This is a genomic window from Wujia sp., from assembly GCF_056872695.1.
Window position 1 is genome coordinate 20575 of sequence record NZ_DBMFCD010000003.1, and the last position, 20018, is coordinate 40592.

The window sequence follows — 20018 nt, forward strand, 5'->3', positions numbered from 1 at the left end:
ATACTCCGTTCTTAATATACACTACCATCCATCCATACATTCAGATCCAGCTCCTGCCCGATTCCCGCAATTGTTCCGTTTCCGGTATACTGCCATCCGGCATACAGGTAAGGAAAATCAGGCTGATTTGCATAATGTGCCAGCCACAGCTTGTAATTTCCCAGTCTTGTCATATCCAGTTTCTGCACAAACCAGTTCCGGTTTGAATAAATCATTGGTGTATATCCTGCATTTTTCACAGTCTCACAGAATCCTACAACTCCATCGGTCCGTACATCATTGGAAATATCCGCTGTTCTTGCGCCATCTGCGTAAACCTCTTCCGTATCAATCACAACCGGCATATCCAGCGTATAAGAAGATGCCAGACTCAATGCAAACTGCGCTTCTGCAACTCCCTCATCATAGCTGATTGCCTGACTGTAAAAATAAATTCCAACCTTGATTCCGGCAGCTTTCGCACCCTCGATATGCGTCTGGAACATCTCATCCGCCACAAGTTTTCCCTCTGAACCATAACCGCGATAACCCACACGGATAAACGCAATCGTAACACCTGCCTGCTTCAACGCGTCCCAGTCAAGCTCTGTCTGATACGATGACACATCAACCGCAAGTGCAGACAACCGGCTGCCATCCTCTGCATGGTAAGCCATGATCGTACTATCGCCATCCTCCATATAGAAGTTGTCCGTCTGGAAGTCATTCCGTGGAACTTCCTTTACAATCTTATAAAATTCACAATTCGGGATATCCCCGACCAACACATAGCTTGCCCTTGCAAACTGCCAGAAATTCGTATAAATCATCTGCGCTTCCGCTCCCGGCTGCAATGTCCATGTATATCCCTGCCCTGTCACAGGAACCGGCTTATATTTCTTACGATTTCCAATATTCACTCCAATGACAACACCGATCAGTACAAGTACGACCGCAATCGCTCCAACCAGAATTACATGTGGCCAGTTTATCTCATAATCTCTTTTTTTCTGCTGTTCCATACTCTTTGGTGAACCTTTCTTAACCTACTTCTTATCATATCACAAACGGGCATCTGACTCAACCGGAAACGCCTTATTTTTCGAGCGATTTATCATGTAACCGCCAAGCACGCACAACCCGACACCCATGACAATAACGATGAGCGCCGGCACTCCTTTCTCCGAAAAAAACGGCAGGACACGGGCCACCTGTTTTGGATAAAATGCAGCTGTCACGGACAACGCATTGTTGAAAAAATGCATGAGCATCCCCGGAAGCAGACTACCCGATTGAACAGCAACATAGCAGAGTGCCACACCGATGAGTGCTGTCGTCGGTGTCTGCACCAGATTCATATGATACAGCCCAAACACGATCGCCGCCGTCAGGATTGCAGCCCGTTTCTTCATCGTATGTTCCAGCGAAGATAAGAAAAATCCCCGGAACAACAGTTCCTCGCACACTGCTGGAAGCAACGCAATCAGCAGTAGGCAGATGCCATACCCATATGTATAGATTGCTTCCATAGATCCTGTCATGCTCTCTGCACTCTTCGGGAACAACATGCTCGTGATACTCGTCAGGATCATACCAACCAGGATCGTTCCCATCATCAATATAAGCCCGCCAGCAAAAAAGCCCGGGTGGCAAAGCCGGATACGAAATGTCTTTCGCATGTCCTTCTTCGTATACCACGCAGTGAAAAGCGGAACTCCACCGACAATTCCCTGTGTGACAAACAATCCAACAAGCATACTCTTCGCACTGGCAAAGCCGCCGACATAGATCATCAGCACCAGCACGACCGGAAGCACCAGACAGGCATCTCCAACTGATGGAACATCGCCTTTTAACATGTTACTTCTGCGCTCAAAAATCTGTACGTTTCCAGTTCCATCGCCGAACAGAATCGCTTCACTGTTATAAAGTTTTCCGAGCATAAGCACCGCAATGATTCCGTATGCCACGTTGCTGAACAAAACGATCGTGATTGCGGAAAAACTGAACTTAAATGCCATCAGATCGCGAATCAGCAGACAGATATTGGCAACCGGGACAAGTGCCATGTTTCTGGTGAGTGTTACATTTGGCATAAACCCAATAAATGACGCAAACATCACAAGCAGCATAAGCGGCGTAATATAATTATTTGCCTCCTTATACGTCTTCGCAAATACGCAGAAGCACATAGAAAGCGCACTGATTAAAATCGCAAAGGCAAGAATACACAGGCAGCAGACTAAGATTGCCGGAACGAATTTTGACACCTGTATCCTCGAAACCATACCGGTCGTCTGCACCGCCAGTTTGTACAGATATACACCGATTCCACCCATCGAAAGGACATTTAACAAGGCGGAAGCAACTCCGATCGTTCCAACTGTCAGGAACTTACTGAAAATCAGTTCCTGATTTGTGACCGGCAGCGTCAATATCGTCTCCAGTGTTCCACGTTCCCGTTCTCCAGCGGTCGTGTCAATCGCCGGGTACATCGTTCCCATCAGCAGGCTCACAACAAGCATAAACGGCACGATCACGCCGAGCAGGCTTCCGGTCGACTCCTCAGTTGTCGCACGATCGTCGGCCTCTATCTGAAATGGATGTAACACCGTATCCGGATCTAAGCCTGCCGCCTCCAGACTCTGATTCGTCAGAGAATCTGAATATGCTTCAAGTACCTGACGCACCTTCTGTTCCGCATAGCTTGAATTCGTAACCGAGGACAGATACGCGATATTATATCCGGTTCCATCTTCATTTTCATATACGATTGCATTGATCTTTTCTCCCCGCAGAATGATCGAAATATCTGCATTCATGACATTCAGATCTTCCAGCTTGAAATGCAGCGTGTCATCGTCCGGATGCAGAAACATCTGGACAAGCTCCGGATTCGTATCCATAAAGTCAACCGCAATTTCATACGTTTGTTCATCCATCTGCGTTGTCACCTTCGACATCATAGCCATACCACCGACAAACATCAACGGATAGATGAGAATCGGCACGATCAGCATCATGATCACGGTTTTCTTGTCCCGCAGAACGTCCAGCATTTCCTTCTTATATAACTGTTTTATCACTCGAAAATTCATGTGTTCCCCTCCATCTGTCCTGTCTCTTCTTTGATTTCTTCTGCCATGAATACACGAAATGCGTTCCTCAGGTTTTCACATCCGGTCTGTGCATAGATCTCATCCATCGTCCCCTGTGCGATTACCCTTCCACGCGAGAGCATCACGATCCGGTCACAAAGCATCTCCGCTTCTTCCATATAATGCGTGGAATACAAAACCGCCTTGCCGCGTGCCTTCTCCTTCTGCATAAAATCAATAATCGCACTGCTGCTCATGATATCGAGTCCCAGCGTTGGTTCATCAAAGATATAAAGCTTCGGACTGTGGATCAGACACCGGGAGATAGACGCCCGCTGCGTCTGTCCGGTAGACAGCTTCTCAATACGGTTATCAATAAAGTCCTCCAGAGACAGGATCCGTGCGATTTCCTCAATCCTCGCCTGTATCACGTCCTCCGACAATCCATAAATATTCCCCGCGATCGTAAGCAGCTCCCGCGTAGAAAGCCTGCCATACAGCTTCGTATTGCCTGACAGATACCCGATCTGCCGTTTGATTTCCGTCTGATCTGTAACGATCCGGTTACCATCTGTATATCGGACAATGCCCTCTGTCGGCTGCATCAGACAGCCAAGCATCCGGAGCAGTGTTGTCTTTCCGGCGCCATTCGGTCCCAATACACCAACGATTTCGCCTGCATTTACATGCAGGTTCACATGATCGACTGCCGAAAATACTACTTTCCTGTGTTTTTTCTCATTTTTTACGAACTGTTTTACGAGATTTTCTGCTTCTAACATTCCTTCTCCTTTCCCTGTTCCCGCTCCGATTATCCTGATCTAAAAAGAAAAGGCTGTCCGGATTTACACCGACAGCCCTAATATTGGTAATTAATCTTATATTCTTCACTGCCAAGCTTGACATGTATGATTCTATGGTTATAACCGATCCGATTATAACGGCACATTAATTTTGTGATCCATCCGAGTTTCTTTGGAATCTCCATATATCGGAAAATGGGTTGTTCCTCAATAACTCGGTAATCCGGTCTCCATGCGCCAAACAGCTGTGCAGCATCATTCACCGAAAATTTCCGTGTCTTCCGTTTTTGTACAGTCTGGCTATGCTTCCATGTATTCGCTGTTGCATTTGCCAGTGTCGTAGATGCAGTAAATACCAGATGGGACCCCGGGAACAATTCCCGGATCTTTGCAATCAGATCCCGGACCTCATTCTTGTTCAGATACGAAAATCCATCATCACATACAAACATGACACCCTGATTCTGTTTACACCGGATCTCATCTAACCATGAGAAATCCATCAGTCTCCGGCCTATTGTCTTTTCTCTCTCACGTTCCCCGTACATCGCCCGGCGAATCGACATAATATTGTGCGAATCGACACTATACCACTGGATTCTTCCATTATCCACCCTGCCAAACATATTATCCAGCCGGCATGCCATATGTACGACCGTTCCCCAAGGGAACTCTTCCGTAAATCTTCGCACCAGCGTATCACAGGCACTCGCATCCGCCGCCATCCGAATATTCTGATACTCACTAATATGCGGATTCAGTCTGGAAAAATCGAATTTGTGATCATATATAAACTTTGAAGCCCAGTCATCCTTGAAATATTCCGGATATTTCTTCGACCACTCTGACATCATTTTCAATGGATAGATTGCCCGCAGCGAAGTATCAAACGTTCCATTGATGCAATCGGTCAAAAAGCCCTGTGCCTTTTTGTATTCCTTAGTTTTATCATAAATCATGAAATCCTCGGCTTCTTCCTCAAACTCAAAGAATCGGATATTCACGCCAGCTTTCTTGGCTTTTTTATAAAACTCCCGTGCATAACAATGGTATAAATCCTGCACCCCGGAAAATAACACCACGTCGTCACAGATATCTGTCATATCTCCATAATACGGACTGGTATACTCTGTTTTTACCGCATAATCACGCACCCAGTATGAATTCAAAAACTCTTTTACATGTTCATTATAAAATGTCCATTTTGCATGTTTAGAATTCTCAATCAACTCCTGTTCCATGCTCTTATCAAAAAACTCTGTATCCATCATCGGAGAGAGCAGATACAACTGATCCGGTTTACGCAAACCTTCCCGCCATGCCGCCATAGCAAGTGACAGAGCCAGTCCGCCGCCGGCACCGCACCCCATCAAAACAACCCGTTCTACGTCCTGTCCCTTCGTACAGTTTGCATATGCCGGCTCCAGCATCTGGAAGACCTCCCGGCAGCAATGTTCAGGCGCCAACGGATACATCGGCAGAAAAATCCCCGCATGACAGGCAAGTGCCGTCTTCGCAAGGAACATCCATTCCGCTGAATTCATCTTGAAACAGAGCTTGCTGGAATACAGGTACATAATGTAAGTACCATTAAACCCCTGTTTCGGTACGAGACGATAGCACAACCGTCCTTCTTCATGCAGCTCATCAATGTCAAACTGCTTGACAACAAACGGTGGAATTTTAAACTCTGATTTCCGCTTGCCAAGTTCCACCTGCCGCTTTAAATCCTCTGCGCGCATCCTATGAAATTTTGAAGATATCGCTTTTCCCATAATACTTACATTTTACCAAACTTATCTTATATGGGCAAGTTGTTTTCCTTCTCATTTTCTCCATGCGGAAGATGGGGTGAGGCGGAAGCATTTACCTCTGTCCGATGCGGAAGATGGGGTGAGGTGGAAACAGAAAAAGGTCCAGTGGACCTTTTTCCCACCGAACCGACCGACGAGCCATTTATGGCGAGGAGACCTTGAACCCATGGGTTCAAGGTCTTTTCCGCATCAAAAAAGGGATAGGCAATTGCCTATCCCTTTTGATGCGGAAGATGGGACTTGAACCCACACGGTATTGCTACCACAGGCACCTGAAGCCTGCGCGTCTGCCAATTCCGCCACTTCCGCGTACTGCGTTTCGTATCATATCATTTCTTTTCACAAATGTCAACAGAAATTTTAATAATTTCGAAACGCTTTTTCATTTTAAATTATTCTGCATCTGTAGAAGACGCATTACTGTCTGTAGCAGCCGGTGTCTCCACTGTTGCATCTGTGGCAGTTGCCTCTACACCCTTACCGTTCTCTAACAGGTAATCAACGACCTTCTGTGCCAGTGCATAATAGACAAGATCTTCTGAACTGTAATTTTCCTCCAGTGTAGATGAATCATAACCATAATAATCCATCACTGTCTTCTTGTAATCATCGACTTCTTCCTTTGTCACAGTAATTCCGGCATCCTTCGCCACCGCACAAACGGCAATCTTCTCTTTCATGTAATCCTCTGCCAGTCCCTGTACATACTCGCGGAAATCATCCTCACTCCGGAAACCATATCTGGCAGTTACATAATCACCAAGAGAATATCCATACTGGGATGCAGCTTTCTCCTGCTGCGCGATGCTCTGATCGATCAGATCCTGCATTTCCTTCTGTGGGTACTCATTGTAAGTCGTCTTCTCTACAAGCACCTGCATAACAGCACTCTCATTTGCACTCTTATCAGACTTTTCATACTGTTCCACCAGATCTTTTCTTACAGAATCCTCATATTCAAGAACTGTTGTTGCATCTGTATAAGAAGCAACAAATGCATCATTATACTCTGGAAGCTGTGTATCTGTCATATAATTGATTGTAACCTTAAAATCTGCTTCCTTACCGTTCAGATTTTCCTTCCCATAATTTTCCGGAAAAGTTGCTTTGATATTAAACGTCTCGCCAACCTTGTGTCCCATGATACCATCCTCAAAGCCCGGAATCATGCTTCCGCTGCCAAGTGTCAGATCGTAACCGGCACCGTTCGAATTGCCACCATCGAATTCCACGCCATCAATACTTCCAACAAAATCAATGTTTACATTATCGCCCTCTTTGACTGTTCCTTCTTTGACCTGTGTCTTAGTCGCATACTGCTGTAAAAGAGAATCAATCTTTGTCTTTACATCTGCATCTGTCACAGTTGATTTTGTCTCCTCATATTCCAGTCCCTTATACTCCGGCAGGTCACAATACGCTGCATATTTGTCAATCATGCTCTCCTGGTCAACGCCATCAACCTTCTTTCCACATCCGGTCAGCATTGTCATACCAAGTGCAAGGCTCAGTACATACCCAAGTGTTCTAAACTGCTTCTTCATAATACATATCCCTTCTAAACCTAAATATAGGATTCAAAAACTTAAATCCCTAGCATTTATACCATATTTTAAGGAAAATGAAAAGGTTATTTTGATATTTCACAAAGAAATCACAGGGCGCATACTATTTTTCTATCCCGTATAAGGCACAAAAATGGCTTGAATACGCGGTTTTCCGGCATTTTAGGTGTCCAAAAAATCGCAACATCTAGTTTTTGTGTAATTTTTCGATACTATATTTAGTGTTTTTATGTTTACAAAGCACAAGAGGGATGGTATAATGTGAAACCGTATTCACGTTTTTATTTGGATACCAAAGAAATATACTGAACAGATAGTTTTAGGAGAGGGTTTATGAAAGTTATCAAACGAGATGGTCATACAGTGACCTATGACCGAAGCAAGATCATCACTGCCATCAAAAAGGCAAATGCTGAGGTTGAACCATGCGAAAAAGTAACAGATGAAAAAATTGAGGAGATTGTCGAAAGTATCGAGAGTAAGAACCGCCCACGTATGCTCGTAGAAGATATCCAGGATATTATCGAGCAGAAATTGATGGCAGACGGCAAGTTTGTTCTTGCAAAAACTTACATTATTTACCGTTATTCCCGTGAGCTTGTCCGTAAAGCTAATACAACTGATGATTCCATTTTAAGTCTGATCAAGAACCGTAACAAGGATGTTATGGAAGAAAATTCCAACAAGAATGCAACGGTTGCTTCTACCCAGCGTGATCTGATTGCGGGTGAAGTATCCAAGGATCTGACACGTCGTGTTCTGCTGCCGGAGAAGATTTCCAAGGCGCACGATGAAGGCGTTCTGCACTTCCATGATGCAGACTACTTCTTACAGCCGATCTTTAACTGCTGTCTGATTAATATCGGAGATATGCTCGATAACGGAACCGTGATGAACGGCAAGCTGATTGAAAGCCCAAAGAGCTTTCAGGTAGCCTGTACCGTTATGACGCAGATCATCTCGTCTGTTGCCAGCAGCCAGTATGGCGGTCAGTCCGTAGATATCCGTCATCTTGGCAAATATCTGCGCAAGAGCTACAACAAATATAAAAACAAATTAGTGGAAGAATTTGGAGATAAGATTGACGACACGATCTTAGAGCAGATGGCTCAGGACCGTTTACAGGACGAGCTTCGTTCCGGTGTTCAGACAATCCAATATCAGATCAATACCCTGATGACCACGAACGGACAGTCTCCATTCGTGACATTATTCCTGAATCTTGATCCAAATGACGAATATATCGAGGAAAACGCGACTATCATCGAAGAAATCCTCCGGCAGCGACTCGAAGGTATCAAGAACGAAAAGGGTGTGTATGTAACGCCTGCATTTCCGAAACTTATTTATGTCTTAGATGAGCACAACTGCTTAAAGGGTGGCAAATACGATTATATTACAAAATTAGCCGTCAAATGTTCTGCAAAGCGTCTCTATCCGGATTATATCTCTGCGAAGAAGATGCGTGAGAACTACGAAGGCAATGTCTTCTCCTGCATGGGATGCCGTTCTTTCCTCTCTCCTTGGAAGGACGAGAATGGAAATTACAAATGGGAAGGTCGTTTCAACCAGGGTGTTGTATCTCTGAATCTCCCACAGATCGGTATTCTGGCAAAGGGCAACGAAGAGAAGTTCTGGAGCATGCTGGATGAACGTCTGGATCTCTGCTATGAAGCATTGATGTGCAGACACCATGCTCTGCTCGGTGTGACATCCGATGTCAGCCCGGTACACTGGCAGTACGGTGCGATTGCACGTCTTAAAAAGGGAGAGAAGATTGATCCATTATTGAAGGATGGCTACTCTACGATTTCCCTCGGCTATATCGGTTTGTATGAGGTAACAAAGCTTATGACCGGAAAGAGTCATACGGAACCGGGCGGTGAGGAATTCGCACTCCGCGTCATGAACCGTCTTCGCAAGGCATGCGATACCTGGAAAGAAGAAACCGGTCTTGGCTTCGGTCTGTACGGCACACCTGCAGAAAGCCTCTGCTATCGTTTTGCAAGGATTGACCAGGAGCGTTTCGGAACAATCGAAGACGTCACAGATAAAGGTTATTATACAAACTCTTATCATGTAGATGTCCGGGAAAAGATTGATGCTTTCAGCAAGTTCCGCTTCGAGAGCCAGTTCCAGACAATCTCCTCCGGTGGTGCAATCTCTTATGTAGAGATTCCAAACATGCGTCACAATTTAGAAGCACTTGAAGAAATCGTCCGCTTTATTTACGACAACATCCAGTACGCAGAATTCAACACCAAATCTGATTACTGTCATGTCTGCGATTATGATGGCGAGATCATGATCAACGATGACAACGAATGGGAATGTCCACAGTGCGGTAACAAGGATCATTCAAAAATGAATGTCACACGTCGTACCTGTGGTTATCTCGGTGAAAACTTCTGGAACGTCGGCAAGACAAAAGAAATCAAAGCACGTGTATTACATCTGTAAATCGAGGTTGAAAAATAGATATGAATTATGCTGATATTAAGCGCATTGATGTGGCAAACGGGCTCGGCGTCCGGGTTTCCCTGTTCGTGTCCGGCTGCTCCCATCACTGTAAAGGATGTTTTAACGAAGAAACATGGGATTTCAATTATGGAAAACCTTTCACCGAAGCTGAAATTGAGCTGATCCTGAATTATCTGAAACCTGACTACATCAAAGGCCTGTCGCTTCTTGGCGGCGAGCCTTTTGAATATGTCAACCAACAGGGTTTGCTTCCATTGCTTCGCAGATTTAAAGCGTTGTACCCGCAAAAAGATGTGTGGTGTTACACCGGATATGATTTTGAAAAAGATATACAGGGAAAAATGATGGTCACGTGGCCGGAGACGCGAGAAATGCTCCGCTACATTGATATTCTGGTCGACGGAGAATTCGAGATGGACAAGAAAGACTTATCACTTCGTTTCCGCGGTTCCTCCAACCAGAGAATCATTGATGTCAAACGTTCCCTCGCAGAGGGGAAAATATGTCTGAAGGAGGAATTCTACAAATGATTACACACATGCAGATAAAAGTTAAGAAATTACACGAAAATGCAGTATTGCCAACCTACGGTTCTGTCAATGCTGCGGGTGCCGATTTGTACGCATGTACTGATACTCCACTTACGATTGCGCCGCACGAAACTATAATGGTTCACACCGGTCTTGCCATGGAGATTCCTGAAGGTTACGCCGGCCTTGTCTATGCCCGAAGCGGACTGGCTGCCAAGCGTCATCTGGCACCGGCAAACAAAGTTGGTGTTGTAGATTCCGACTACCGCGGGGAGTTCATGGTTGCTTTGCACAACCACAGCAACGAGACACAGACAATTGAGCCGAAGGAGCGTATTGCGCAGCTTGTCATCACACCGTATATCGTTGGAGATTTCGCTGTGGCTGACCAATTAGACGAAACCGAACGTGGCGCAGGCGGCTTTGGATCCACCGGTCGTTAATCAGATACCACTTTCTGGATATCCGAGGAAATGTCACGCACTGCAAAAACCACTGCAGTGACATTTCCCTGTGGATCCCAGCTTTGCGGTGTCATAATTGAGCATACCCAGCTTTGATTATCATCTCTGGAGATATTTGCGATATATGTTTTTGCTTTCAGGCGTTTTGCTATTGTTCCTAAATCAACAAATTTGCAATACGCCTCCTGGCACTCCTTTGCCACAAAGTTATCAATGTAACAATCCAGCATTATCTCTGCCGTTTTGGCTTCTTTCAGAATGGCTCCCATCTCTCCCGGGATTTTGATAATCTCCCACTCTGACGTTTCAAGCTGGATCAAAATATTCAGCTTATAAATACTCCCCACTGCATTAATGATCCGGAACTGTTTCTGCATCTCCTGCATTGTATTTTGTGCAGAACGGTCACGCAGAAAAGCCAGGATCAACAGGAAAAAGATATAAACTGCCGTACTGAATGCAAGTATTGTCGTACGCGTTGCAAACACTTCTCTAACCGGATATACCACATATAATCTGTACTGTTTATATCTCATTTGTTTTCCATACCAATGTTTACCATTATATTTTATTTTTGTGATTTTCCCTGCCTGCCACGCTGATTCATCTGTAATATCAATCGGACATCCATCAATCAACTGTCCCTGAACATGTTTTTCATTTGTATTCAACACAATTTCTCCGTTCGTTATAACTACCATACCATCCATTTTAAACTGATATCCGGAAATCATGGTATCAAGAGAAATTTCATTTACTCCCATTGGCCGCAATTCCACTTCGTGGTAACAAAGAATCAGTCCTGCGGCATCTTCTCTTGCAACGACCGCAAAATCATATGTTTTTTCTCCAATCTGCAGCCGCTCCATATAGGATTTTTCCGGATATTCCAGAATCTGTGATACGGAATCATTTTTCAGTTCCTTCTCAAACAGGATCTGTGCATCCTCTCCACTGGAAATTACGCACTCTCCCCTCTTGTCTGTCACGACAACACCTGTCAGATTCTCATCCAAAACATATGCATCCAGAATATCCTTGTGTATTGCAACACCATGCTGCTCATACAGAGCAATCGAGATTGCTTTCTCCTGCAGATTGATCAGATCTTTTGTCTTATCATCACTCACGTAATTATCATAGCGTTCACAGGTACGGCGTGCATACAATAATGTCTCATCCGCCACACCACTTACCGTCTGCTTTGCCATATAGGTTGTAAGCAAAAAAATAAATGCCAACAATAAATTTCCCGCTATAATCGGAAGAAATCTTATCATGACATTTTTCTTTGCATTTTTTGTATGTTTCACCATCATTTATCCCCCCTACTATATACCCGGTGTTTTACATTTTCCCCGCACCAATTATATGTCATGATATAAAAACTGTCTACCATTTATTTACAAAAATCCCCCGGAATTTTGACATTCCAGGGGACCTATAGATAGAAGACTCTTACTCCAGATTCAGCTTATGCTTACAGGTAAGCGTCGTAGCCACGGAAAGTATCGCAATTCCGACAACCTCTATGATCGTAACCGTCACAAGCACAACCAGATACTGCTTTGCCGTCGATGAGATCTGCTCCAGAAATAAGTCAATATCCTGCTTTGACAGAATCTCACTGAACACAACAACAAGTATGCCGTATATCATCTGGATCAGAGCAAAAAACACAACTGACCATATGCGTTTTCCCTTTGTGAATGCATGGCCAAATGCATAGGCGGCATTGATCGTCCAGATATTGCACATCACACCGAGCCACATCATAAGAAGTGCCAATACACCATCCAACACAATCAGACTCCGATCCACTGTCATCCCGGACATCGAAAGGAATTGCTGTACGAACCATACGAAATCACTGAACACCTCGAAATTCCCGGTTGCGACGCAGACAGCAAGCCCATAAACAGCAACCATCCAGGCAATCATCACCAGATCACAGATAAGTCTCGCGCCGATGAGTGTGGATGTCTTTACCGGCAGGGTATGGGTAAGATACCCCTGATCCTTGAAGAAGCGATTCCTAAAATCAAGGCATGGAAGCAGTACGACCATCACAATCACGGCAAACATTGCCAGAGCAAACATCACATCTACAAGCTTTACAAATACGGCAAATGCAGTCGTACCAACCACGTTATATAATTTATCCAGCCCGAGCACGATAACCGCAAAAATCATCACACCGGCAGATATCATTCCGACTAATCCGGAACGGTTTACAAATTCATTTTTAATACATTTTCCTAGCATCGAAATACCTCCCTGAATATCTCATCGATTGACTGTCCTTTTTCTGCCCGCAATGCATCCGCATCCTTCTGACAGAGGATCTCGCCCTCCTTGATGAAGATGACTTCATCCAATATGTTCTCAATATCCGAAATCAGATGTGTGGACAGCAGGATCGTCGCTTTCTCATCGTAGTTTGTAAGAATCGTCTGCATGATATAGTCTCTGGCTGCCGGATCGACACCTGCGATCGGCTCATCTAAGACATAGAGTCTTGCCCGGCGGCTCATCACCATAATCAACTGTACCTTCTCTTTGTTACCTTTCGACAGCTTCTTCAAGGTCATATCCGGGTCGATATTTAAGAGCTTCATCATGTCATACGCCCGCGTCTCATCGAAATCCGCATAGAAGTCCTTGAACATATTGACAAGCTGACGGATTTTCAGGTACTCGTTGAAATACGTCCGCTCCGGCAGATACGAAACAACCGCCTTTGATTCCGGTCCAACCTCATGTCCGCAGATGCGGATGCTTCCTTTCTCCGGTTGCAGCAGACCAACCAGCATCTTGATGAGTGTTGTCTTGCCACTTCCGTTCGGTCCCAGCAGACCGATAATCTTTCCTTCCGACAATGTCAGGTTCAGATTCTCAAATACAGTTTTCGAGATTCCATACCCTTTCTTCACACCGGATATTTCTACTAAATTACTCATGTGCTCCCTCCTCGTGTAAATATCCTTTCAATACTGTTATAATCTCACCGTCTGCATATCCAAGTGTTCGCATGCTATCCACAAACGCCTGTAAATGCTTCTGGCTCAGTTCCTCTCGCATACTCGTTCCTCCTGCCTTTTGCTCTGCTACGAATCGCCCTGCCGTCCGCTGGGAATAAAGCACGCCTTCGCGCTCTAACTCCGAAAGTGCTTTCTGCATCGTATTCGGATTCACACCTGCGGTCAACGCAAGTTCCCGCACTGCCGGAACCTGATCGCCCGGCTTCAGGATACCCTGCGCGATCTGCATCTTTATCGCATCCACGATCTGCAGATAGATCGGGGATTCATTGTTAAACTTCCATGCCAATCTTTGCTCCTCCTTTTTGTATTATTGTATTATCTGAGTAGTACAATAATACAGTAGTACAGTTTTGTCAAGTACTTTTTAAAAAATATGCTGAACATGTTTCATCATTGCTTTTATATAAAAAAAGAAGCCATCTGCATACACAGACAGCAGGTGGTTTATTTTTCTATCTATACAAAAAATCGAGCAGGTTAACACCTGCTCGTTATAAAATAATGTTAGACTGTATTCGAATTTAAGAAGAACAATTAAACTATTATATTTTCATTACCCAAACAATCTCTTCAACCAATTCCAAATATCTGACTGCAATAAAATAATTTATACCCCCTTTCTTAATTGCTCTATAAAAGCTTACACTTCACATAACATTTTCTTACTTTGGATGTTGTTTTAAAATCCGATAACTATTTTTATATGAAAACACCAGCCAAGCAAGCCATAACCATAACAACAATTCCAAATAGTAACAGCTATACAAAAATAAGCATATCAAAACCGCACCCAATATTCCATTTGTTTTTTTGCTTCTCAATCTAAAACAATCTAACAAAACATATATACTAAACAATATAAATAGAGCAACATATTTAACACCTATTTGTACCGCTTCTACACCTATACACATACCATAAATTATCAACGTCAACAGAATGCATGCCATTTTCACACGTCGCTTAGTTTCTGTTAAGGTATCCCCACTGTTCCAGACAGCCACAAGCAACACTATCATACCAATACAAAAATTCACATTGGCACAGTACCGATGATACAAATATGATACACTCGGTTTGATATGGAATCTTAGTTTTTCATCAACCGTCACTGGATATTCTACTTCTACATTTCCTTTCAAATCCCCACTCTGTTTTATACGGATTACATCTGTTCCCGGCTTTTCTGCCTTCACCACGCAACCTTGAAAATCCTTATGATTCCATGCCAATCCGATGATTACATATTCATGCTCTATCGTTAAATCTGCATACGGATAGTAACTAGACAAATCCTCACATACAACCGTCGTCCTCGTTTCCTCTGGAATATATGCATAAAACGTCTTCTTTGGTGCAAATATATATGCAAGATTACATACGATCCCACATATTGCAAAAATTATTACAGCTCTGCGCACTGACTTTTTTGCAAATGCATCCCTGACAGAACACCATGCACTTACCCGTTGTTCTATCTTACCTGTCAATATCAGGTATACCACAACTGATGCAATATGCAGGTATATTATAATAGTCATTTTATCTACCTGTGGGAACAACCGAATTAACATCTTACATATGCTGATTCCTGCAAACAAAAAGCTCTCTGAAACAGCTACATTTTTAATCACTGTATAAACCATACAACATGCAAGCAACACAGGCACCCAGTTAATCAGCCTTGGCACCCATAACCATGGAATAATTGTATAGCGTACAGTTTCCGTTGTTTGATTCCTTACAACTGTGGAAAATATGTTATAATCCTGCACAGAAATGCCAACGATCAAAATATATGTAACAATATAAATTATGGTACAACAAATAATTTTTCTTTTCATGTTTAATATATACTTAAGATATTACTAAAGTAACTAATCTTTTTTTCAAAACTAACAAGCTTAATATAATATTCCTCACCCCATGAACATATCCTACAATATGTATCATATTTGCCATCTTCATAGATTTTATATATTCCTGTAATCGTAAAAAAATGTGATTTTATTTTCTGATTAACAGGATATAAAGCCCCCGCATTGTTTTTATAAAGTTGTAACGGTTCCCTTGGTGCATAATACGATGCAACAACTGGTATATTATCATCAAGCATATTAATAATGCCATATTTTATATTATCTCCATCATAACTTTGTGCCCAATTAACTCTATATTCAGCACCATTATTATTTAACGTTATACGAAGTCCTTTTTCCATAGTTTTTGGAAAAACTCCAAAAACTCTGTCTACTTTATATGTTTCAAATTTTTTATTCACAAATTTTTTATAGCTATCATTTGTATATGCGCCTGCATTTTTTTTCAAGATACCTGCATCACTTATCTGATAAGCGCGTGTATCTAACAAATACAACTCTAGATCACTCATTGCAATAAGACCGCATCCACTGTCTTCTATATTCTTATTCTCATTTTTCCACCATCCTTGATTTCCCCCCATCAAGCAGTTTCCATTAGGATCTAATATAGACAAATAATTATATTTTCCCAAATATGCAATATCAACTATATCTTTGCTGAATGGTTTTTCATCAATAGTATCTGGAATACCATCCCCATCTGAATCTTTTTTCCCCGGATGACTCTTCATATGCGCAATAGTACACGAGTATAAATTACCATCCACGTAAACAACTTCTTGAGTGGGCACCCCTCCTAATTCGTCATAATCACTAATCCCATCTCCATCCGAATCTACAAGATTAGGATCTGTATATACAATTTTGTTATTAGATAGTTTTATTCCATTAATTTCATATATATCATATATTCCATCTCCATCACTATCCTTCATATCTATATTATCAACGGTTTCTTTTTGAAGGTTTTCCATCACTTTTATCAAATCTTCAGACCTTGCTGCATAATAATAATTCCCACCTGTAGTGTATGCCAGATTTTCCATCACTCCCGAAGTTCCGCTTGCAACATTAACACAATAAATAACTATATTATTATCATTGGCACATGTTATAATTTTGAGGGACTCGGATACGTCCCCATCACATATTAAAATTATCATTTTTTCATTATCTGATTCCTTATTAATTAATTCAGTAATTGCCAGTTCTAACCCCTCTTCTGCATTTGTCCCCCCCATTGCTTTCAATTGGGTTATATTATTTTTTATTTCTCCTTTACTTGATGTTAGTGGAACTTTGACAGTTGCATATGTATTAAATTCAATCAGCGCAACCCTATCTCTATCCATCAATGCATCTACAAATGCATTTAATGCTGTTTTAGCAAGTTTAATTCTTTGTCCTCCCATACTTCCTGATGTATCCACTACGAGTGCAACATCATAATATGTCAACTGATCTAAATCACGATAGCTAATATTCTGTCTGGATGCATCAAGCCATATAGTTCTATCAACAATTAGATAAGTAGAAAAATGGTTCGTTTCATATTGAACAATATTATTTACAGTGTCCACTTCTGTTTCCTCATCTAATAATACATATTTATCATTTTCCTCATCATACCACATAATACGTAAATCATTTTCATTTACATTACCTAATTTTGTATCATCATAATAAAATTTTAAGATTGCATTATCAAAATCAACTCCTACAGAAATATCCACAGGACAACCAATTAATCCAACAACCTCTGACGATTTCATATCAATGTTCATCATATTTTCCACATTCACAGTGTTATCAATCAATCCTTGGCATTTTAACTCAACACAAACTTTATCTATTATATTATCTTGTATAATTTCTGTATATGTTTGTTCAAAAAATTCATCTGCATCATAAACTCCATTACCGTCTGTATCTTTTAATAATGGGTTCAAACCCAATTTAACTTCATCACCATCACAAATTCCATCGCCATCTGTATCTGGAATATTAGGATTTGTAAAATATATGTACAATTCATCGCTATCACTTAACCCATCATCATCTGTATCATAGCAGAACGGATCTGTATTGTGTTCCATTTCCTGTAAATTAGTAAGATTATCTTTATCGAAATCTTCATCCCCATCGTCTATGCCATTATTATCCGTATCTCTTTTTAATGGATCTGTTTGAAAAATATTCTCTTCATCCTCATCGCTCAATCCATCTCCATCACTATCTTTAATATTGGATTTATCACTATATTCATAAAATTGAATATTATTAATTGATTTATCATACATCCCTTGTTTAACGGTTAATCCTATTTTTAATTGCCCCTGTGCTGCAATATTTTGATCATGATCCATCCCCCTTAGTAGGTAAATGTTATTTTCATATGAAACTTGAATCGCATTCCATACATTAGTAATAATATTTTGTCCAAAATCAAAAGAAAGTCTCCAATCCTCAATTATAACATCTCTATTATTTTGAATCGTTATTTGTGCATTATACGCATCTCCCCAATCTTCAGTAATTTCATATATTATTGTATAATCTCCCTCATCCACTCGTATTTTATTTCCCAATAAAGTATAATACGATGGAAACATTTTCAAACTATTTTCTGCTATAAATCCAAAGGAAACACTTTTTCCTGGCAAAATATCCTGATTCCATCCAGCATTTTTTACAACATAATATTCATCATATTGTTCACCGATTTTTGCATTCCAAAGATTATTTATTTTTTCTTTCAAAGGAAATGCTATACACCAGTTTTGTATTGTTTCATCTCCTGTATTTTTTATAGTCACGGTTGCTTTATACCCCGACTCCCATGTATCAACTAATTCAAACACAACCGAATAATTCTCACCCTCAAATAAATTCTCCGTTTGCCGTTCTCCATCCGTATTCGTATGAACACCCTCATTTGCATAAATATAGTTTTGATCCCCAATAAATAAGGTAAAATTCAGTAATAACATTAACACAATTATTGATAGTATTCTTTTTTTCATTTTTCTTTCTCCTCTCATGGTTATTTTATAAATACTTATATTTTATATACAACCACAAGAATTTAATTCTTTCAACGTTTGCTTCGTGAAACGGAAGTTTTTATTCATTTCGAGTACTTTCAAGAATGATACTTACTATAAATATATTATTTATATCCTGCACCTCTATTTCCCCATCATATTTTTCTACGATCTCTTTCACATTTTTCAGTCCGTATCCATGCCACCCTTCTTCCTTTACACATTCCCCGCCCTGTGTATATGGATTCCTTATATTGATACAAATCAGACTTTCTTTTCTTCCGATTTTCAGTCCGATTTGTCTCTCACCCGTATCTAATTTTTGTACAGCCTCCTTCGCATTCTCCAGAAGATTCGATATCAGTAAACACAGATCTAAATCATCGATTCCAATCTGTTGCGGTATTTTCCCACTGTAATTCAATGTAATTTCATTTCGTTCAAGTTCTGCTCCCAACACGCCATCAATCACGGCATCGACGATTCGATTTTGCGAATAGATAATTTTATTTTTTGTTCCCTCTGACTTTTTCCATTTTTGAATAAACGCCAGAGTTTTTTCATATTCACCCTCTTTCATCATGGCCTCGACGGTCTGTAACATATGATGCATGTCATGCTGTCTTGCTCTTGTCTGTTCATTTTTCTCATACAATCTTGTATAATAGTTCTTTGTAAGTTCCTGTTCTCTTCTGTATATTGCAATCTGCTGCTTCTGCAAATCCCTTATCTGTTCAGACTTATGAATATATAAGAAATATAACGCCATACAAAATGAGGAACCCAGCATAACTATAATCACATATGTATTTTCCACCCGTACATTATTTCTGACGCCATTCCCCAATACATATGTCACAAATGCTATTTGCAAAACAACCAGCAGTTCAACGAGCAGTGCAAATATGAATGTCGGTATTGTAATCGTAACCGTTTTTCTGTTTTTTCTTAATAAATAGGATATCAACGCCAAAAGAACACATTCCGTGGCTGTATTTATCATATCTATCAATGGATTCTCATAAAAACTATCGATCCTTATCGCAAAGCAATTCGAACTTGCTAATGCTATGACCGTACCAAATGCTTCCACCAGCAGATATGCAAGTATCGTTTTCCGCGTGCAATCCAACGGTTTCAGATTCAATACCAGCCAAGCACTCAGCAAATGCAAAATCGGGGATATATCTGCCACATTATTAGTCATTGCCACATATTCCATCCATGTCTCTATAAGTAGCACGCACATACATATTACAATACGAAAAATCCATCCTCGTTGCTTCCACCGCGTCCTGCTGCCAAAAACAATC

Annotated in this window: 15 protein-coding genes and 1 tRNA gene; 3 read left to right on the plus strand and 13 right to left on the minus strand. The window is 41.5% G+C overall.

Annotation, left to right across the window (positions count from 1 at the left end; translation table 11 throughout):
- Positions 1 to 11 precede the first annotated feature (11 nt).
- From ACZQK9_RS04175 to tig, 6 genes are all read right to left on the minus strand, one after another.
- Positions 12 to 1001 (minus strand): glycoside hydrolase family 25 protein, encoded by a 990-nt coding sequence (locus tag ACZQK9_RS04175; protein ID WP_483269723.1) that lies wholly within the window; start codon positions 999 to 1001, stop codon positions 12 to 14.
- A gap of 39 nt (positions 1002 to 1040) precedes the next feature.
- Positions 1041 to 3077 (minus strand): ABC transporter permease subunit/CPBP intramembrane protease, encoded by a 2037-nt coding sequence (locus ACZQK9_RS04180; RefSeq protein ID WP_216507312.1) that lies wholly within the window; start codon positions 3075 to 3077, stop codon positions 1041 to 1043.
- A complete protein-coding gene (locus ACZQK9_RS04185; protein ID WP_483269724.1) occupies positions 3074 to 3859 on the minus strand; it encodes an ABC transporter ATP-binding protein in 786 nt (261 codons plus the stop codon). The genes ACZQK9_RS04180 and ACZQK9_RS04185 overlap by 4 nt, the downstream gene beginning before the upstream one ends.
- A gap of 77 nt (positions 3860 to 3936) precedes the next feature.
- On the minus strand, positions 3937 to 5655 hold the full coding sequence (locus ACZQK9_RS04190; protein WP_483269725.1) for an alpha/beta hydrolase fold domain-containing protein: 1719 nt from the start codon (positions 5653 to 5655) through the stop codon (positions 3937 to 3939).
- Between the two features lie 264 nt (positions 5656 to 5919).
- Positions 5920 to 6003: transfer RNA gene (locus tag ACZQK9_RS04195), tRNA-Leu, on the minus strand.
- An 83-nt stretch (positions 6004 to 6086) separates the two neighbouring features.
- Complete coding sequence (gene tig, locus ACZQK9_RS04200) at positions 6087 to 7238, minus strand: trigger factor (RefSeq protein WP_483269726.1); 1152 nt, start codon at positions 7236 to 7238, stop codon at positions 6087 to 6089.
- A 354-nt stretch (positions 7239 to 7592) separates the two neighbouring features.
- On the opposite strand from tig, the gene nrdD reads away from it, so the two are divergent.
- Genes nrdD through dut form a run of 3 tightly spaced genes read left to right on the plus strand, consistent with a single transcriptional unit; the run spans position 7593 to position 10713 of the window.
- Positions 7593 to 9719: an anaerobic ribonucleoside-triphosphate reductase gene (gene nrdD / locus ACZQK9_RS04205; RefSeq protein ID WP_178016334.1), complete on the plus strand. Its 2127-nt coding sequence runs from the start codon at positions 7593 to 7595 to the stop codon at positions 9717 to 9719.
- Between the two features lie 20 nt (positions 9720 to 9739).
- Complete coding sequence (gene nrdG, locus ACZQK9_RS04210) at positions 9740 to 10270, plus strand: anaerobic ribonucleoside-triphosphate reductase activating protein (RefSeq protein ID WP_178016333.1); 531 nt, start codon at positions 9740 to 9742, stop codon at positions 10268 to 10270.
- A complete protein-coding gene (dut, locus tag ACZQK9_RS04215; protein ID WP_483269727.1) occupies positions 10267 to 10713 on the plus strand; it encodes a dUTP diphosphatase in 447 nt (148 codons plus the stop codon). Before nrdG ends, dut begins: the two co-directional genes overlap by 4 nt.
- On the opposite strand, the gene ACZQK9_RS04220 is transcribed toward dut, so the two are convergent.
- From ACZQK9_RS04220 to ACZQK9_RS04250, 7 genes are all read right to left on the minus strand, one after another.
- Positions 10710 to 12053 (minus strand): hypothetical protein, encoded by a 1344-nt coding sequence (locus ACZQK9_RS04220; protein WP_483269728.1) that lies wholly within the window; start codon positions 12051 to 12053, stop codon positions 10710 to 10712. The genes dut and ACZQK9_RS04220 overlap by 4 nt on opposite strands.
- 139 nt (positions 12054 to 12192) lie before the next feature.
- Positions 12193 to 12999, minus strand: coding sequence for a hypothetical protein (locus tag ACZQK9_RS04225; RefSeq protein ID WP_483269729.1), 807 nt, complete (start codon positions 12997 to 12999; stop codon positions 12193 to 12195).
- On the minus strand, positions 12993 to 13694 hold the full coding sequence (locus ACZQK9_RS04230) for an ABC transporter ATP-binding protein (RefSeq protein WP_483269730.1): 702 nt from the start codon (positions 13692 to 13694) through the stop codon (positions 12993 to 12995). The genes ACZQK9_RS04225 and ACZQK9_RS04230 overlap by 7 nt, the downstream gene beginning before the upstream one ends.
- Positions 13687 to 14064 (minus strand): GntR family transcriptional regulator, encoded by a 378-nt coding sequence (locus ACZQK9_RS04235; RefSeq protein WP_483269731.1) that lies wholly within the window; start codon positions 14062 to 14064, stop codon positions 13687 to 13689. The genes ACZQK9_RS04230 and ACZQK9_RS04235 overlap by 8 nt, the downstream gene beginning before the upstream one ends.
- Before the next feature lie 376 nt (positions 14065 to 14440).
- Entirely contained in the window at positions 14441 to 15622 is a 1182-nt protein-coding gene (locus ACZQK9_RS04240) for a hypothetical protein (protein ID WP_483269732.1), read from the minus strand.
- A gap of 2 nt (positions 15623 to 15624) precedes the next feature.
- A complete protein-coding gene (locus ACZQK9_RS04245) occupies positions 15625 to 18684 on the minus strand; it encodes a cellulose binding domain-containing protein (protein ID WP_021986232.1) in 3060 nt (1019 codons plus the stop codon).
- Positions 18685 to 18784: 100 nt separating this feature from the next.
- A complete protein-coding gene (locus ACZQK9_RS04250; protein WP_483269857.1) occupies positions 18785 to 19912 on the minus strand; it encodes a sensor histidine kinase in 1128 nt (375 codons plus the stop codon).
- Positions 19913 to 20018: the final 106 nt, after the last annotated feature.

Excerpts from the sequence above, each read along its gene's own strand:
- ACZQK9_RS04175 (WP_483269723.1), bottom strand. The coding sequence starts at position 1,001 with ATGGAACAGCAGAAAAAAAGAGATTATGAGATAAACTGGCCACATGTA.
- ACZQK9_RS04180 (WP_216507312.1), bottom strand. The coding sequence starts at position 3,077 with ATGAATTTTCGAGTGATAAAACAGTTATATAAGAAGGAAATGCTGGAC.
- ACZQK9_RS04185 (WP_483269724.1), bottom strand. The coding sequence starts at position 3,859 with ATGTTAGAAGCAGAAAATCTCGTAAAACAGTTCGTAAAAAATGAGAAA.
- ACZQK9_RS04190 (WP_483269725.1), bottom strand. The coding sequence starts at position 5,655 with ATGGGAAAAGCGATATCTTCAAAATTTCATAGGATGCGCGCAGAGGAT.
- tig (WP_483269726.1), bottom strand. The coding sequence starts at position 7,238 with ATGAAGAAGCAGTTTAGAACACTTGGGTATGTACTGAGCCTTGCACTT.
- nrdD (WP_178016334.1), top strand. The coding sequence starts at position 7,593 with ATGAAAGTTATCAAACGAGATGGTCATACAGTGACCTATGACCGAAGC.
- nrdG (WP_178016333.1), top strand. The coding sequence starts at position 9,740 with ATGAATTATGCTGATATTAAGCGCATTGATGTGGCAAACGGGCTCGGC.
- dut (WP_483269727.1), top strand. The coding sequence starts at position 10,267 with ATGATTACACACATGCAGATAAAAGTTAAGAAATTACACGAAAATGCA.
- ACZQK9_RS04220 (WP_483269728.1), bottom strand. The coding sequence starts at position 12,053 with ATGATGGTGAAACATACAAAAAATGCAAAGAAAAATGTCATGATAAGA.
- ACZQK9_RS04225 (WP_483269729.1), bottom strand. The coding sequence starts at position 12,999 with ATGCTAGGAAAATGTATTAAAAATGAATTTGTAAACCGTTCCGGATTA.
- ACZQK9_RS04230 (WP_483269730.1), bottom strand. The coding sequence starts at position 13,694 with ATGAGTAATTTAGTAGAAATATCCGGTGTGAAGAAAGGGTATGGAATC.
- ACZQK9_RS04240 (WP_483269732.1), bottom strand. The coding sequence starts at position 15,622 with ATGAAAAGAAAAATTATTTGTTGTACCATAATTTATATTGTTACATAT.
- ACZQK9_RS04245 (WP_021986232.1), bottom strand. The coding sequence starts at position 18,684 with ATGAAAAAAAGAATACTATCAATAATTGTGTTAATGTTATTACTGAAT.
- ACZQK9_RS04250 (WP_483269857.1), bottom strand. The coding sequence starts at position 19,912 with ATGACTAATAATGTGGCAGATATATCCCCGATTTTGCATTTGCTGAGT.